Origin of the sequence: Pseudosporangium ferrugineum, assembly GCF_003002065.1 — a bacterium.
In the GTDB taxonomy this organism is placed as follows: Bacteria; Actinomycetota; Actinomycetes; order Mycobacteriales; family Micromonosporaceae; genus Actinoplanes; species Actinoplanes ferrugineus_A.
The window spans coordinates 197,895-212,046 of sequence record NZ_PVZG01000001.1 but is presented as its reverse complement, the minus strand read 5'-3'; the positions used below and the strand labels follow the sequence as shown (position 1 = coordinate 212,046).

The 14,152-nt window shown below is 72.3% G+C and carries 13 protein-coding genes; 6 read left to right on the top strand and 7 right to left on the bottom strand.

Features of this window, described 5'->3' with window-relative positions; all coding sequences use genetic code 11:
* Nucleotides 1-439 precede the first annotated feature (439 nt).
* Nucleotides 440-691: a hypothetical protein gene (locus CLV70_RS00980; protein ID WP_106124398.1), complete on the bottom strand. Its 252-nt coding sequence runs from the start codon at nt 689-691 to the stop codon at nt 440-442.
* 338 nt (nt 692-1,029) lie between these two features.
* Between CLV70_RS00980 and CLV70_RS00975 the strand changes: the two genes are divergently transcribed.
* Nucleotides 1,030-1,596, top strand: coding sequence for an NUDIX hydrolase (locus tag CLV70_RS00975; protein WP_375790645.1), 567 nt, complete (start codon nt 1,030-1,032; stop codon nt 1,594-1,596).
* On the opposite strand, the gene CLV70_RS00970 is transcribed toward CLV70_RS00975, so the two are convergent.
* Together CLV70_RS00970 and CLV70_RS41945 are read right to left on the bottom strand one after the other, a co-directional pair.
* On the bottom strand, nt 1,593-2,969 hold the full coding sequence (locus tag CLV70_RS00970) for a helix-turn-helix domain-containing protein (protein WP_106124396.1): 1,377 nt from the start codon (nt 2,967-2,969) through the stop codon (nt 1,593-1,595). The genes CLV70_RS00975 and CLV70_RS00970 overlap by 4 nt on opposite strands.
* Before the next feature lie 160 nt (nt 2,970-3,129).
* Entirely contained in the window at nt 3,130-3,426 is a 297-nt protein-coding gene (locus CLV70_RS41945) for a DUF6119 family protein (protein ID WP_342750342.1), read from the bottom strand.
* A 161-nt stretch (nt 3,427-3,587) separates the two neighbouring features.
* Between CLV70_RS41945 and CLV70_RS00965 the strand changes: the two genes are divergently transcribed.
* The 4 genes from CLV70_RS00965 (at nt 3,588) to CLV70_RS00950 (ending at nt 9,428) form a co-directional block, all read left to right on the top strand.
* Entirely contained in the window at nt 3,588-3,998 is a 411-nt protein-coding gene (locus CLV70_RS00965) for a DUF1810 domain-containing protein (RefSeq protein WP_106124968.1), read from the top strand.
* Nucleotides 3,999-4,063: 65 nt separating this feature from the next.
* A complete protein-coding gene (locus tag CLV70_RS00960) occupies nt 4,064-4,993 on the top strand; it encodes an FAD-dependent oxidoreductase (RefSeq protein WP_106124395.1) in 930 nt (309 codons plus the stop codon).
* Nucleotides 4,994-5,114: 121 nt separating this feature from the next.
* Nucleotides 5,115-7,223: a PhoX family protein gene (locus CLV70_RS00955; protein ID WP_106124394.1), complete on the top strand. Its 2,109-nt coding sequence runs from the start codon at nt 5,115-5,117 to the stop codon at nt 7,221-7,223.
* 108 nt (nt 7,224-7,331) lie between these two features.
* Nucleotides 7,332-9,428, top strand: coding sequence for a PhoX family protein (locus CLV70_RS00950; RefSeq protein WP_106124393.1), 2,097 nt, complete (start codon nt 7,332-7,334; stop codon nt 9,426-9,428).
* 43 nt (nt 9,429-9,471) lie between these two features.
* On the opposite strand, the gene CLV70_RS00945 is transcribed toward CLV70_RS00950, so the two are convergent.
* The gene (locus CLV70_RS00945; protein WP_211303613.1) at nt 9,472-10,233 is read right to left on the bottom strand and encodes an alpha/beta fold hydrolase; all 762 of its coding nucleotides are present in this window, start codon (nt 10,231-10,233) and stop codon (nt 9,472-9,474) included.
* 144 nt (nt 10,234-10,377) lie between these two features.
* Here CLV70_RS00945 and CLV70_RS00940 point away from each other — a divergent pair, with 144 nt between their 5' ends.
* Nucleotides 10,378-11,334 carry a sigma-70 family RNA polymerase sigma factor gene (locus tag CLV70_RS00940; RefSeq protein ID WP_106124391.1) on the top strand — a complete coding sequence of 319 codons (957 nt, stop codon included), beginning with the start codon at nt 10,378-10,380 and terminating at the stop codon, nt 11,332-11,334.
* On the opposite strand, the gene CLV70_RS00935 is transcribed toward CLV70_RS00940, so the two are convergent.
* Genes CLV70_RS00935 through CLV70_RS00925 form a run of 3 tightly spaced genes read right to left on the bottom strand, consistent with a single transcriptional unit; the run spans nt 11,335 to nt 14,137 of the window.
* Entirely contained in the window at nt 11,335-12,411 is a 1,077-nt protein-coding gene (locus CLV70_RS00935) for a hypothetical protein (protein ID WP_106124390.1), read from the bottom strand. It abuts the gene before it with no gap.
* Nucleotides 12,408-13,124, bottom strand: a complete 717-nt coding sequence (locus tag CLV70_RS00930) for a TIGR03943 family putative permease subunit (protein WP_106124389.1) — start codon at nt 13,122-13,124, stop codon at nt 12,408-12,410. The genes CLV70_RS00935 and CLV70_RS00930 overlap by 4 nt, the downstream gene beginning before the upstream one ends.
* A complete protein-coding gene (locus CLV70_RS00925; RefSeq protein ID WP_106124388.1) occupies nt 13,121-14,137 on the bottom strand; it encodes a permease in 1,017 nt (338 codons plus the stop codon). Before CLV70_RS00925 ends, CLV70_RS00930 begins: the two co-directional genes overlap by 4 nt.
* Between the last annotated feature and the right edge of the window lie 15 nt (nt 14,138-14,152).

The following is a 14,152-nucleotide window of genomic DNA, read 5'->3' as shown; positions in this document are numbered from 1 at the left end:
CCACGAGGTCCGTCCTCGCGGGTGGTGCATTCGCCCCGGTCTGGTCGTCGTCTTTCGCAGGGAAGGCGACCGGACCGGGAGTCTGAAGGGCCGAGAAGTCAATCGCTCGGCTTCATGGAGAGGTGCTCTCGCTTCCGACTACGGGATGTGTCGGCTTGTCCTCGCCGTGGGTGCCGTAGCAGACGTGGCAACGGGCGTGCAGCGCGTCGGCGGGTTGGTCGTCGCTGGGGACGTAGCGATGTGGCCGGTACTCGAGTCGTTCGACGGTGACCATCGGGACGATGCCGTCACGGATGAAGTGCCCGGCCGCGACGGCGGCGATGCACTGCACCCTGCTCAGCCAGCTCGACCTTTGCCGGGTGCGCACAGCCACGGCTCGCCGCAGGCCGGGCAGTCCCATGTCGGCCGGTCGGACTGGTGCGTGTCCTCGCAACCAGCATCAACGGCCGCCGTTCGCGCGGCGCCACTGAGCCGGGGTGAGAGCTCCAGCTCGCCCGACCTGGCTGTAGGACTGCGTCGGCAGCGCCGACCAACTCGGAACGCACGGCGCGGCCGGCGGGACGGTCGCTGCGGGCAGGTCGGCGGTGGTCATCGCGCCGCACAGCGGGCACCACCGGCTTTTGACCTTGAAGCTGATCAGGCCCGCGAGGAACCCCAGCAGGAGTGCGCTCGTCGCCGCTATCGCCACCACTGGGGTTCACCTCCGTGAACGCGGTGGTTCGTGGTCGTCGCCATGTCCTGCCTTCCGTGATGTCGAGGGCACGCCGACCTGCGACGTACTGTCACGGTGGTCTCACCCGGCCCGCTGGTTCGTTGTGGTGCGGCGGGGACTTCGTGCCCGGTTTCGTTTCCAGGGGTGGCGGCCGGCGTGGTGCGGTGGCCGCCGTGGGCTTCGCTGCTGTTCACCAGGTGTTTCGTTCACAGCGTGGCGGTCCGGTGACCCGGAAATGAAGGCGACAAGCGTCAGCCGCTGTCAGCCGACGCGGCAGGTGTCGGAGTACAACCCGGAAGGCGTACGGATACTGTGCGCTGATGAGCGTTGAGCCGAAGCGAGCCAGTGAATGGACCATCCACGGCGAGCGCGTCGTCGACGACACCCGGCGGGCTGTGCTGAGCATCGCGGACGTGGAGCTACCCGACGGCGTCCGCTTCGAGCAGTACGTCCTGCGGATCCCGGCCGCCGCGATGGTCATCGTGCTCGACGACGACGAACGCGTGCTGATGATGTGGCGGCACCGGTTCATCGTGGACCGCTGGGTCTGGGAACTGCCCGGCGGTTACCTCGACCCGGCCGAGGACTCTATGACCTGCGCCGCTCGCGAGGTCGAGGAAGAGACCGGCTGGCGGCCGCGCAGCATCGAGAAGTTGATCAGCTTTCAGCCGATGGTGGGCACGATCGACCAGGAGAACATCGTCTACCTGGCCCGCGGCGCCGACTTCACCGGCGCGGCCCCGGACATCAACGAAGCCGAGCGCCTCGGCTGGATCCCGCTCGACGAGATCCAGCAGCACATCGACGATGGCACCATCGTCGGCGCCGGCTCCGTTTCTGGGCTGCTCGCCCTGCTGCTGCGGAAGGCGACCGGAAAGCTTTAGGCGCTGGCCAGGATCGGCCTGGCCCGCTCGGCGAAGTCCTGCACCGCTGGTAGCCCGACATGCTTGGAGAGACGGTCGGCGAGGTCGGTCAGGTAGTCACGGGCGCGTGACGAGTACAGCCCTTCCGCGGCTTCGACCGCCTCGACACCGACCCGCGCGGATTCCTCCGGCTCGCCGTTCTGCGCGTGCGCTACGGCGAGCAGGACGAGGTTGAACTGCCGGCCCCGGGCATACTGTCGGCCGTCCATGGCCAGCGACCGGGTGGCGAATCTTGTCGCGATGTCGCCCCTGCCCAGGGCGGTGAAGCAGTGCCCGAACTTGGCCGCAAGGTAGTTCTCGTCGAAATACCCGATCCACTGCGGCTCGCTGGTCCGGTCAGCCTTGTCGAAGATCGCCTCGGCCCTGTTCAGAGCCGTCGCGCAGGCCTTCTCGTTGCCGCCGACGGCATGGCCTTGGGCTTCGAGAACTGCCGACTCCGCCTCGATCGCGGCGATACCTGCCTCCCCTGCCGCGCGGCCGGCGGCCTTGGCCAGGTCCACCGCCTCGCCGGAGGCGCGCAGGAACGCGGCCTGATGGCTCATCGCCGCCAGAATCTCCGCTCCCAGCGCCCGGTCACCGGCGCCCGCCGCAAGGCGAAGAGCCTGGATCAGGTATCGCTGGGCCAGCCCGTGCATTCCGGCGTCGTACGAAGCCCAGCCCGCGAGCTGGGTCGTCTCCGCGACCGCGGACAGCAATTGACGGCCGGTCGCCGCGTCGTAGCGGCCGTTGATCAACTCGGTGACGTCGGCGTTGAGGAAGCGCACCAGACTGTCGCGGATGTGGCCGCCGCCGAACTGGTTGTCCAGCGTCCGGGACGTCGAGGTCATCCGGCGCACGGTCTCGACGTCGGCGACCCCGATCAGCCGTTCACCGTTGCCGGCCGGGCGCTCGTCGAGCGACGACATCAGCCATCGCATCGCCGCAGGCAGAAAGGCCGTCGCGCTGAAGCCCACCTGCCGAAGAAGGTTCCGCCGCTGCATATCGCCTCGCCAAAGATCAACGACGACATCTATGCCGTGCCGCCGGTCCGGCGCGAACTCTAGCCCGGACGGCATGGCCACTGCCGTTTGTTCGGCCGCGCCGGGCCGGGCATTGGTGTCGGCTGACACCTCGGACACCATGGCGGACAACTGACCGCCCGCGCTGAGCGCCTGATCCAGCAGAACCGCGACGGAGAGACTCGGTCGTTTGCTCCCCGATTCAAGATCCCACAGGTGGCCGTGCGAACAATGGACCATCCCGCCGAGCCGGCGCAGAGACAATCCATGCTGCTCACGCAGCGCTTTGAGCTTGCGGCCGAAGTCGGGATGGGCAACAACAACCCGCCGTGGCATCGGCCACCCCTAACGATTCCGATGAACGGTGATCCCGGCTTTCCGAACCGGGCATCACCGGACACCATAGCCCTCATGCGGACGTTTCCGGGGGCCACACAATCTCTCAGCCGTGTTCCGGACTGCACCTATCCGATGTGGCGACCGCTGATGTGGACCGTCACCCACTGATTCCGACGACCTCGACCTCGATCTCGTAACTGCACAGGTGTCGTACTGCCCGGTACGTCGCGACCTGGGAGAACGTGAACAGATTCTGCGGCGTCAACGCCTCTCCAGACTTCAGGGTGATCCCGTACACGACCTTGGAGGGCTTGAAGCCGAGCGGCACCGTCCGCGTCCCCCTGACACCGCATGGACGCGCTCGGTGAAGCGCTGGCCGGCGCGTCGAATATCGTTCACGCAGAGACGCCTTGAAACTTCTGCACGTCCCGCGTTGGCGGCGTCTCGCCGTCATCCGCATCCACCCCGTGGCGGTCAGTTGCCGGCTTGGCTGGCCAAGCTGCCCGGGACGGCGGACCAGGTCATCGACTCGACCGAGGTGCTGACCGATCCGGGCCGGTGCCGGGCGGCGGCCCCGCTGCTCGGCCTGGCGGGGGCCGGGGAAGAATGCGGGTCATGGACGATCTCGACCGGTTCGTAACGGCTCAGGACGGTGTGTACGAGCGGGCGCTCGCGGAACTGCGGGCCGGGGACAAGCGGAGTCACTGGATGTGGTTCGTGTTCCCGCAGATCGTCGGCCTGGGTTCCAGTGCCACGGCCCGGGCGTACGCGATCCGTGACCTGGCCGAGGCCCGCGCCTACCTGGCGCATCCGGTGCTGGGGCCGCGTCTCGCCGAGTGTGCCCGGGCGCTGCTGGCGGTCGAGGGTCGCACGGCCGCCCGCATTTTCGGGCATCCCGACGATCTGAAGCTGCGCTCGTCGATGACGTTGTTCGCGCGGGCCGCCGATGATCCGGGTCCCTTCCAGGCGGTGCTGGACAGGTTCTACGACGGCGAGCCGGATCCGGCCACACTCGAGCGGCTCTGAGGGCGCGCCGTCGCCGATCCGACCGAGAGGGCTCGTCCGCGGGTCCGGTGGGCCAGGATGGTGGCATGGCGGATGTCATCGTGGTGGGTGGCGGGATCATCGGGATGACGGCGGCGATGCGGCTGCGGGAACGCGGGGCCGAGGTGACCCTGTGGACACCGGTCGGTCCCACCGAGACGGTGTCCGCGGTCGCGGCGGCGGTCTGGTATCCGACCGGCCTCACCTTCGAGCCGCGCCTGCTCACCTGGGCCGCGGCCACGTATGCGGCGTTCCGCCGGCAGGCGCACGACGGGGTGCCGGGCGTGATCATCCGCGAGACCCGCAACCTGGAGCGCGACGGCTCGATCGGCGAGCCGTGGTGGGCGGCCGCCGCCGGGCGGGTCCGGTACCTGCCGATCGGGGCGCCGTGGACCCGGGAGGTGCGCTTCGAGGCGCCGACCGTGGAGATGAGCGTCTATCTGCCCTGGCTGCGGGAGCGGTTCGTGCGGGCCGGGGGCCGGGTGGTGCGCCGCCGCGTCGACCGGCTGGAGGAGGCGCTGACCGAGGCGCCGGTGATCGTCAACGCCACCGGGCTCGCCGCCGGGTCGCTGTGCGGGGACCCCGAGGTCCATCCCGTACGCGGGCAGATCGTGCTCGTCGCCAACCCCGGCGTCTTCGTCTCCGTGCGCGACCAGGGCGAGCCCGGTACCTATGTGCACCCGCGGACCCGGGACGTCGTGCTCGGCGGCACCTTCCAGGCCGACAACTGGAACACCACGCCGGAGCCGGCGACCCGGGACGCGATCATCGAGCGCTGCGTGGCGCTGGTGCCCGAGCTGGCCGGGGCGCCGGTGCTGGGGGAGAAGGTGGGGCTGCGGCCGGCGCGGCGGGGTGGCCCGCGGGTGGAGGCGGAGAAGTGGCCGGGCGGGACGGTGGTGCACGCGTACGGGCACGGCGGCGCCGGCATGACGCTGTCGTGGGGCTGCGCGGACGAGGTCGCGGCGCTGGCGTTCTGACCACGGATCGTTAACCTTCCGTTTACCCAAGGTCCGGTTTAGACTCACCGCAGCCCCGCGTCGGGCCAGTTCAACCCGGTTCATCCCGCTTGATTCCCTCGACCGCGAGGAGCCCCGACCGATGTCCGGACACCGGCGTCCGCTGCCCGTCCTCTCCCACGGGCGCGACCAGATGACCTGCCTCTACCGCTGCGGCAACGCATGCGACCACCCCGTGCCGAACCCGACCGACAACCCGTACCTCGGCGATCTGCTGAGCGACGGCCTGACCCGGCGTGGCCTGGTGCGGGCCGGCGCCGCGGGCGCCCTGGTGCTCGGCTTCGGCGCGGCGGCCGGCGCCACGCCCGCCGCCGCGGCCGCACCGGCGGCTCCCGTGGCGTCCGCGGGGAAAGCGCCGGCCGCCGGGGAAGCACCGGTCGCGGGAGCGGCCTCCGGCCGGGCCGCCGCGCTCGGCTTCAAGCCGATCCCGCCGAACGAGCTCGACACCGTCATCGTGCCCAACGGCTACGACCACGCGGTGGTGATCCGCTGGGGCGACCCGATCCTGCCCGGCGCGCCCGCGTTCGACGTGCACCGGCAGAGCGCCGAGGCGCAGCTGCGCCAGTTCGGCTTCAACAACGACTTCCTCGCCGTCCTGCCGCTGGGCCACGACGGCCGGCGCGCGCTGCTCGTGTCCAACCACGAGTACACCAACGAGGAGCTGATGTTCCCCGGCTTCACCACGCTCGAGGCGATGACCGTCGAGCAGGTCCGGGTGGCGATGGCCGCGCACGGCATGTCCGTGGTGGAGCTCGAGCGGGCCGGGCACACCGGGCAGTGGCGGCCGGCGCGCGGGCGGCACGCGTACAACCGCCGGTTCACGATGCTCGAGACGCCGTTCCGGTTCACCGGGCCGGCCGCCGGTTCGGCCCTGCTGCGCACGGCGGCCGATCCCGCCGGGACGACACCGATCGGCACGCTGAACAACTGCTCGGGCGGGGTGACGCCGTGGGGCACGGTGCTGTCCGGCGAGGAGAACTTCAACCAGTACTTCGTCGGCGGCGACCAGGCCCCGGCCGAGCTCAAGCCGTCGCTGGCCCGGTACGGCATCACGACCACGGCCCGTTACCCGGGCGGGTCGCGGCGCTGGGAACGCGCGCAGGAGCGGTTCGACCTGGCGAAGCACCCGAACGAGGCGCACCGGTTCGGCTGGATCGTCGAGGTGGACCCGTACGAACCGGGCTCCCGGCCGCGCAAGCACACCGCGATGGGCCGGTTCAAGCACGAGGGTGCCAACGTCATCGTGGCGAAGAGCGGGCACGTCGTGGCGTACATGGGTGACGACGAGCGGTTCGACTATCTCTACAAGTTCGTGTCGAAGAAGCGCTACCGGCCGGGCGACCGGCGGCACAATCTGACGTTGCTGGAGTCGGGCACGCTCTACGTCGCCAAGGTCACCGGGGACAGCCCGGCGGCGGAGATCGACGGTACGGGCAAGCTGCCGTCCGACGGCGCGTTCGACGGCACCGGCCGCTGGATCAAGCTCGTCTCCGGCGACCGCTCGTACGTGCCCGGCATGAGCGCCGTCGACGCCCTCACCTACGCCCGCCTCGCCGGGGACGCGGTCGGTGCGACGAAGCTGGACCGGCCCGAGGACGTGCAGCCCAGCCCGGTCACCGGCAAGATCTACGCGGCGCTGACCAACAACTCGAACCGGGCCGTCGGCACGAACCCGGGCGTGGACGAGGCGAACCCGCGCCGCGCCAACCGGCACGGCCAGATCCTGGAGATCACCGAGGACGGCGGGGACCACACGGGCGAGTCGTTCACCTGGTCGCTGCCGATCGTCTGCGGCGACCCGGCGGACTCCTCGACGTACTTCGGCGGCTACGACAAGAGCGCGGTGTCGCCGATCTCGTGCCCGGACAACGTCGCCTTCGACCGTACGGGAAATCTCTGGATCGCGACCGACGGCAACGCGCTGGGCAGCAACGACGGCCTGTTCGCCACGGCGATCGAGGGGCCGGAGCGCGGGCACCTGAAGCAGTTCCTCACCGTCCCGCCCGGCGCCGAGACGTGCGGCCCGTTCATCACCGGCGACGAACGGTCGGTGTTCGTCGCCGTGCAGCACCCCGGGGAGATCACCGGCGCGACGGTGGAGAACCCGGCCTCGACGTGGCCGGACGGCGACTTCGCCAAGCCGGCCGTGGTGGTCACGTGGCGCCCGGACGGGGGCGTCATCGGCACCTGAGCACGGCGTTAACGTTCTGTTCACCGGCAGTCGGGTTGCGACTCACCCCGGCCTCCTAGCGTCAGGCCAGCGTAAGGACGCGCACCCGCCTGCAAGGAGTTCCGCCCGATGACTGAACGACCCCGTCTGCTCCCGCTGCTCGGCCCGGCCGGCCACAGCGGGCGTGACGCCATGACCTGTCTCTACCGCTGCGGCAACGCGTGCGACCACCCGGTGCCGAACGAGTCGGGCAACCCGTACCTCGGTGACGTCGTCCGGGACGGCCTGAGCCGCCGCGGCGTCGTGCGCGCCGGGGCGATCGGCGCGATGGTGCTGGGCTTCGGCGGCTCTGCCGCCGCGGCGACGCCGGCCGCCGCCGTGCCCTCGGCTGTGCCCGCTGCCGGGCCGGCGCCCGCGGCGGGCCGGGACCGGGCCGGCGCGCTGACGTTCAAGCCGATCCCGCCCAACAAGCTCGACAACCTGGTCGTGCCGAACGGGTACGACACCGCCGTGGTCATGCGCTGGGGCGACCCGGTGCTGCCCGGCGCGCCGGCCCTGGACGTCGCGCGGCAGAGCGCCGACCGGCAGTCCCGGCAGTTCGGCTTCAACAACGACTTCGTGGGGGTCCTGCCGCTGGGCCGCGACGGGAACCGCGCGCTGCTCGTGGTCAACCACGAGTACACCAACGAGGAGCTGATGTTCCCCGGCTTCACCACGCTCGAGGCGATGACCGTCGGGCAGATCGAGACGGCGATGGCCGCGCACGGGCTGTCGGTGGTGGAGCTCGAGCGGGTCGGGCACACCGGCCAGTGGCGTCCCGTACGCGGCAAGCGCCTGCCGTACAACCGCCGCATCACCGCCCTGCGCACGCCGTTCGCCTTCACCGGCCCGGCCGCCGGCTCGACCTGGCTCCGGACCGCCGCGGACCCGAAGGGCACCACCGCCATCGGTACGCTCAACAACTGCTCGGGCGGGGTGACGCCGTGGGGCACCGTGCTGTCCGGCGAGGAGAACTTCAACCAGTACTTCGTCGGCGGCGACCAGGCCCCGGCCGAGCTCAAGCCGAAGCTCGCCCGCTACGGCATCTCCACCACCGCGCGCTACCCCGGCGGGTCGCGCCGGTGGGAGCGGGCGCAGGAGCGGTTCGACCTGGCGAAGCACCCGAACGAGGCGCACCGGTTCGGCTGGGTCGTCGAGGTGGACCCGTCCGACCCCCGCTCCACCCCGCGCAAGCACACCGCGCTCGGGCGGCTCAAGCACGAGGGCGCCAACGTCATCGTGGCGAAGAGCGGGCACGTGGTCGCGTACATGGGTGACGACGAGCGGTTCGACTACCTGTACAAGTTCGTGTCGAAGAAGCGCTACCTCCCCGGCGACCGCCGGCACAACCTCACCCTGCTGGAGTCGGGCACGCTCTACGTCGCCAAGGTCACCGGGGACAGCCCGGCGGCGGAGATCGACGGTACGGGCAAGCTGCCGTCCGACGGCGCGTTCGACGGCACCGGCCGCTGGATCAAGCTCGTCTCCGGCGACCGCTCGTACGTGCCCGGCATGACGGCGGCCGAGGTGCTGACCTTCACCCGGCTGGCGGGTGACGCGGTGCAGGCGACGAAGATGGACCGTCCCGAGGACGTCCAGCCCAGCCCGCGTACCGGCAAGATCTACGCCGCGATGACCAACAACAGCAACCGGGCGGTGGGCGGCAACCCGGGCGTGGACGAGGCGAACCCCCGGGCGAACAACAAGCACGGCCACATCTTCGAGCTGGTCGAGGACGGCGGGGACCACACGGGCGAGTCGTTCACCTGGTCGCTGCCGATCGTCTGCGGCGACCCGGCCGACGCGTCGACGTACTTCGGCGGCTACGACAAGAGCGCGGTGTCGCCGATCTCGTGCCCGGACAACGTCGCCTTCGACAGCGCCGGCAACCTGTGGATCTCCACCGACGGCAACGCGCTGGGCAGCAACGACGGCCTGTTCGCCACGGCGATCGAGGGGCCGGAGCGCGGGCACCTGAGGCAGTTCCTCACCGTGCCGCTGGGCGCGGAGACCTGCGGGCCGTTCATCACCGGCGACGACCGGTCGGTGTTCACCGCGGTGCAGCACCCGGGCGAGATCAGCGGCGCGACGCTGGAGAAGCCCGCGTCGACCTGGCCGGACGGCGACTTCGCCAAGCCGGCCGTGGTGGTGACCTGGCGCCTCGACGGCGGCCCGGTCGGCAGCTGACGGGCGCGGGGCCGCCGGGTGGGGGACCCGGCGGCCCCGGGGGTCAGTCCTCCCGGTCGGTGAAGGCCAGCGTCACCGCCGCGAACAGCGGGGACCGGAACAGGTCGTAGTGGGTCAGGCCGGGCAGGATCGCCAGCGCGTGGCCGCCCTTGGGCCGTCCCTCACCCGTCCAGCCGCCGTCGCGGGCGCCGCCGTCGAGCAGCCCGAAGACCTCGACGAAGTGGGCGGGCGGCACCAGGTCCGCGTCCGCGCCCACCACCAGGGCCGGCACCTGGAGGCCGCGGACCTCCTCGGTGAAGTCGAAGTCCTCGGCCATCGCCGCGCCGATCTTGTCGAGCAGCCGGGGGAAGTCCTCCGGGCGGGGCGCCACCCGCTGGTACAGCTCGTACATCGGCGTCTCCTTCATGAACTCGGCCGCCGCGCCGGACACCTGCCCCTGCTGCGCCAGGATCTCCGGGTAGGTCGCGCCGCGGCGGATGCCGGCCGACGCCGAGACCAGGCGGCGTACCTTCTCCGGGTGCCGGATCGCGGTCAGCAGCGCCACCCCGCCGCCCAGCGAGTAGCCGGCCACGTCCGGCCGCTCCAGGCCCAGGTGGCCGATGAGGGCGGCCACGTCGTCGGCCATCGTGCGAATGTCGAGCGGCCGGTCGACGTCGGCGGTCCGGCCGTGGCCCTGCAGGTCCGGCAGGACGACCGTGCGGTGCGCCGTGAGGGTGTCGAGGAGCGGTGCGAACATCTCGCCCGACCCGAGCCCACCGTGCAGCAGCACCAGCGGACGCCCGCTGCCGTGGACCTCGTAGTACATGCTGAGCCCGTTGACGTCCGCGTACTGCCCGGTTGCGGTCATGGCCACTCCTTGTGCTTGTTCGTCCGGGTGTCGCAGGGGTAGACCGGGCGGCCACCGGAAAGTCATCGGTGCCCGGCGGGGAATTTTCCGTAGTCTTGCCGCGTGACCGACGTGGCCCAGCTCGAGGCGTACCGGCCGGAGCTGACCGGGTACTGCTACCGCATGCTCGGTTCGGCCTTCGAGGCCGAGGATGCCGTGCAGGACGCCCTGCTCCGCGCCTGGCGGGGGCTCGACGACTTCGAGGGCCGCGCGGCGCTGCGGTCGTGGCTCTACCGGATCGCCACCAACGTCTGCCTCAGCATGCTGGACAGCGCCCAGCGGCGGGTCCGCCCGATGGATCTCGGCCCGGCCGGCTCCGGGCACGCCACCGATCCCGGCGAACCCCGGCCGGAGGCGGTCTGGCTCGGCCCGGTCCCGGACACCCGGGTGGTGCCGGAGCGGGCCGACCCCGCCGACGTGATCGCCGAGCGGGAATCGATCCGGCTGGCGTTCGTCGCGGCGCTGCAGCTCCTGCCGCCGCGGCAGCGGGCCGTGCTGATCCTGCGCGACGTGCTGGCGTGGTCGGCCCAGGAGGTCGCCGAGCTGCTCGGCACGTCCGTGCCGAGCGTCACGAGCGCGCTGCAGCGGGCCCGCGCGACGGTGGCCGCCGCGGACGCCGCCACGGACGTGTACCGGCCGCTGGACGAGGCGCAGCGGGTGCTGCTCGGCCGCTACGTCGAGGCGTTCCAGGCGTACGACCTGGAGGCGCTGACCACGCTGCTGCACGAGGACGCGACGCTGTCGATGCCGCCGCTGCCGCTGTGGCTGCGCGGGACCGGCGACATCGGCGCCTGGATGGCCGGCACCGGCAGCGGCTGCCGGGGCTCCCGCCTGATCCCGGTGGCGGCCGGCGGCCAGCCGGCGTTCGGCCAGTACCGGCCGGCGTCCGGCGGCGCGGGCCACGAGCCGTGGGCGCTGATCGTGCTGGAGATCTTCGGGGGGCGGATCGCCGGGATCACGAACTACCTCGACACGCCGCGCCTGTTCCCCCTCTTCGGGCTGCCGCCGCGCCTCGGCTGATCAGACCGTACGCAGGTCGAGCGTGTGCCAGACCAGCGAGTCCTGGTCGCCGGTGGCCCACCACAGCACGCCGTTGCGGGCGAAGGCGCCGTCGGTGGCCGCGGTGACGTCCACGGTGCGGCCGTCGCGCAGGTCGTGGACGAGCAGCGCCTCCGTGCCGGTGAGGTCGGAGTCCGGGCCGGCCTCGGAGAGGATCTCGAAGCGGTCGAGGATCGCCACGTCGGTGATCGCCGCGCCCGCCGAGCCGCCCGCGATGCGCCGGCGGGCGGTGCCGTCCGGGTGCATGGCGTCGATCCGGGCCAGTCCGTCGCCGGTCAGCACCATCACCCGGCACCAGACCGGGCCGCAGGTGGTCAGCTCGGTGCCGGTCGTGGCGACCCGCTGCTCCCGGTTGCCGGTCAGCTCGCGCAGGGTCGTGGTGCCGGTCCGGTCGCCGGCGCCGTCGGTCAGCCACGGCCAGGCCGTCAGCGCCCAGGTGCCGGGCACCCGGCGTACGGTGACGGCCCCGCCGGCCAGCGCGACCGACCGGATCTCGGTCTCCTCGTCGCCGGAGGCCGCGGCCCACCAGGCCCGGCCGTCCGCCAGGACGACGTCCCACTGCGAGCCGGCGAACACCGGGTTGCCGGTGTCGCGGGTGAGGCGCCGGACGTCCGCGCCGGCGGTGGTCGCGGCCCACAGTTCGGTGCGCGTACCGTCGGCGGACTCGGACCAGACCAGGTCGGTGCCGGCGACGGCCAGGGTGCCGAACTCGGGCCGGGAGGCGATCGGGCGGCGCCGCAGCTCGCGCAGCGACCCGTCGGCCGCGCGCAGGACCAGCCGCACCGCCGCGCCGTCCGGGCTGGGGGCGGTGCCGACGCTGGTCCGCGCGTCGAGGAACAGCTCCGGGTGGTAGATCGGGCCGTCCGGCACGTTGCCGGGGAGGTCGGCACGCTGCGCGTCCGGCCAGGCCGTCGCCAGGCTCACCCTCCCCGGGGGCGCGCTGCGGTCGCCGTTCTCCGGGTACGCGAGCAGCACCCCGCCCGCCACCAGCGCCACCGCCGTCGCCGCGCCGCCGGCCAGCCGCCGACGCCCGCTCACTCGTACTGCTGCTTCGGCGCGGGGATCTCCTGCCAGCCGGTGACCCGCAGGTACGGCACGTCGGCGTCGTTCACCGGGTCCTTGCCGACGCGGTCGGCGTACGTGCCGTCCACCCGCACCCAGGTGTCCGGGGCGACGCCGGCCAGGTCCCCGCCGTCGAGGCCGACCTTGATCGGGCGCCCGTCGGCGGCGCAGCAGGACATGACCATGCGGGCCAGCATCGGCTCGCCGTCCGGCCCTGGCGTCACGAAGCCGGTGAGCCGCACCGTGCGGCCGGTGAGGCTGCGTCCCTTGTCGAACACCGCCCGGGAGGCGTAGTCGAGCACCGCCACCTCGACCGGGTCGCCCGCGGGCAGCGCGGGGTAGTCCGACGACGAGTTCTGCGCGGTGAGCACGCTGCCGGCCTGCCCGGCGGCGTACGACCCCAGCGCGGGCGGCGCCACCAGCAGCAGGCCGAGCACCGGCAGGATCAGCAGCCAGCCGACGCGCGGCTCGTGGTGGTGAGCGCCGGTCTCCGGGGCCGTGGCGGCGCGGCGCGGGCGCAGCTCGTACCAGAGGGTCATGACGGCCGCGGCGACCAGCAGTAGGCCCGCGCCGATGAGGAAGGGGCGCAGCCCCTCCTTGACGTAGCGCAGGTAGAGGTCGCCCATGCAGGCCTTGAGGATCGCCCCGCCGAACAGCAGCATGATGACCGCCTGGGCCTGCCGGTTCACAGCAGCACCGCCCCGAACGCCGAGCCGGCCAGGATCCCGGCCACCAGCGTCGCCGGGGCGAACCGGGCGGCGAAGCGGCGGCCGAAGACCCCGGTCTGCATGCTGATCAGCTTGAGGTCCACCATCGGCCCGACCACCAGGAACACCAGCCGCGAGGTGAGCGAGAACTGGGAGAGCGAGGCCGCCACGAACGCGTCCGCCTCGCTGCAGATGGAGAGCAGCACGGCCAGGACGGCCAGGGCCAGCACCGACAGCACCGGATTCGAGGCGAGGCTGGTCAGCCACCGCTCGGGCACCACGACGTTGATCGTGGCGGCTGCCGCGGCGCCGAGCACGAGGAAGCCGCCGGCGTGCATCACGTCGTGCCGCGCCGCCGCCCAGAACGCCTGGCCGCGGCCCAGGCCGTCGAGGTCCGGCCGGTGCGGCAGCCTGATCCAATCGGCCTTGCCCAGCCGCAGCCAGAGCCAGCCCATGGTGACCGCCACGACGAGGCTCGCGGCCCCCCGGGCGACGACCATCTCCGGGTTGCCCGGGAAGGCGACGGCGGTGGCGGTCAGCACGATCGGGTTGATCGCCGGCGCGGCGAGCAGGAACGCGAGGGCCGCCGCCGGGGTGACCCCACGACGGATCAGCGAGCCGGCGATGGGCACGCTGCCGCACTCGCAGCCGGGCAGGACCACGCCGGCCAGGCCGGCCGCCGGCACCGCCAGCGCGGGGTGCTTCGGCAGCGCCCGGGCCCAGAAGGAGCGGGGCACGAACACCGCGATCACCGCCGACAGCACCACGCCGAACACCAGGAAGGGCACGGCCTGCACCAGCACCGACACGAAGACGGTGGTCCAGGTCTGGAGGCGGGGGCCGGAGATCAGCGACGCGAGCGGGCCGCGGAACACCACGAGCAGCACGAGCAGCGCGGCGAGCACCTCGACCGAGCCGATCCGGCGCTCCCGGTGCGGGGGCGGCGCCGGGGGTGCGGCGACGGCCGGGTGGTCGATCTCGTCGGTTGCGCTCAACGGGTGCTCCGGGTC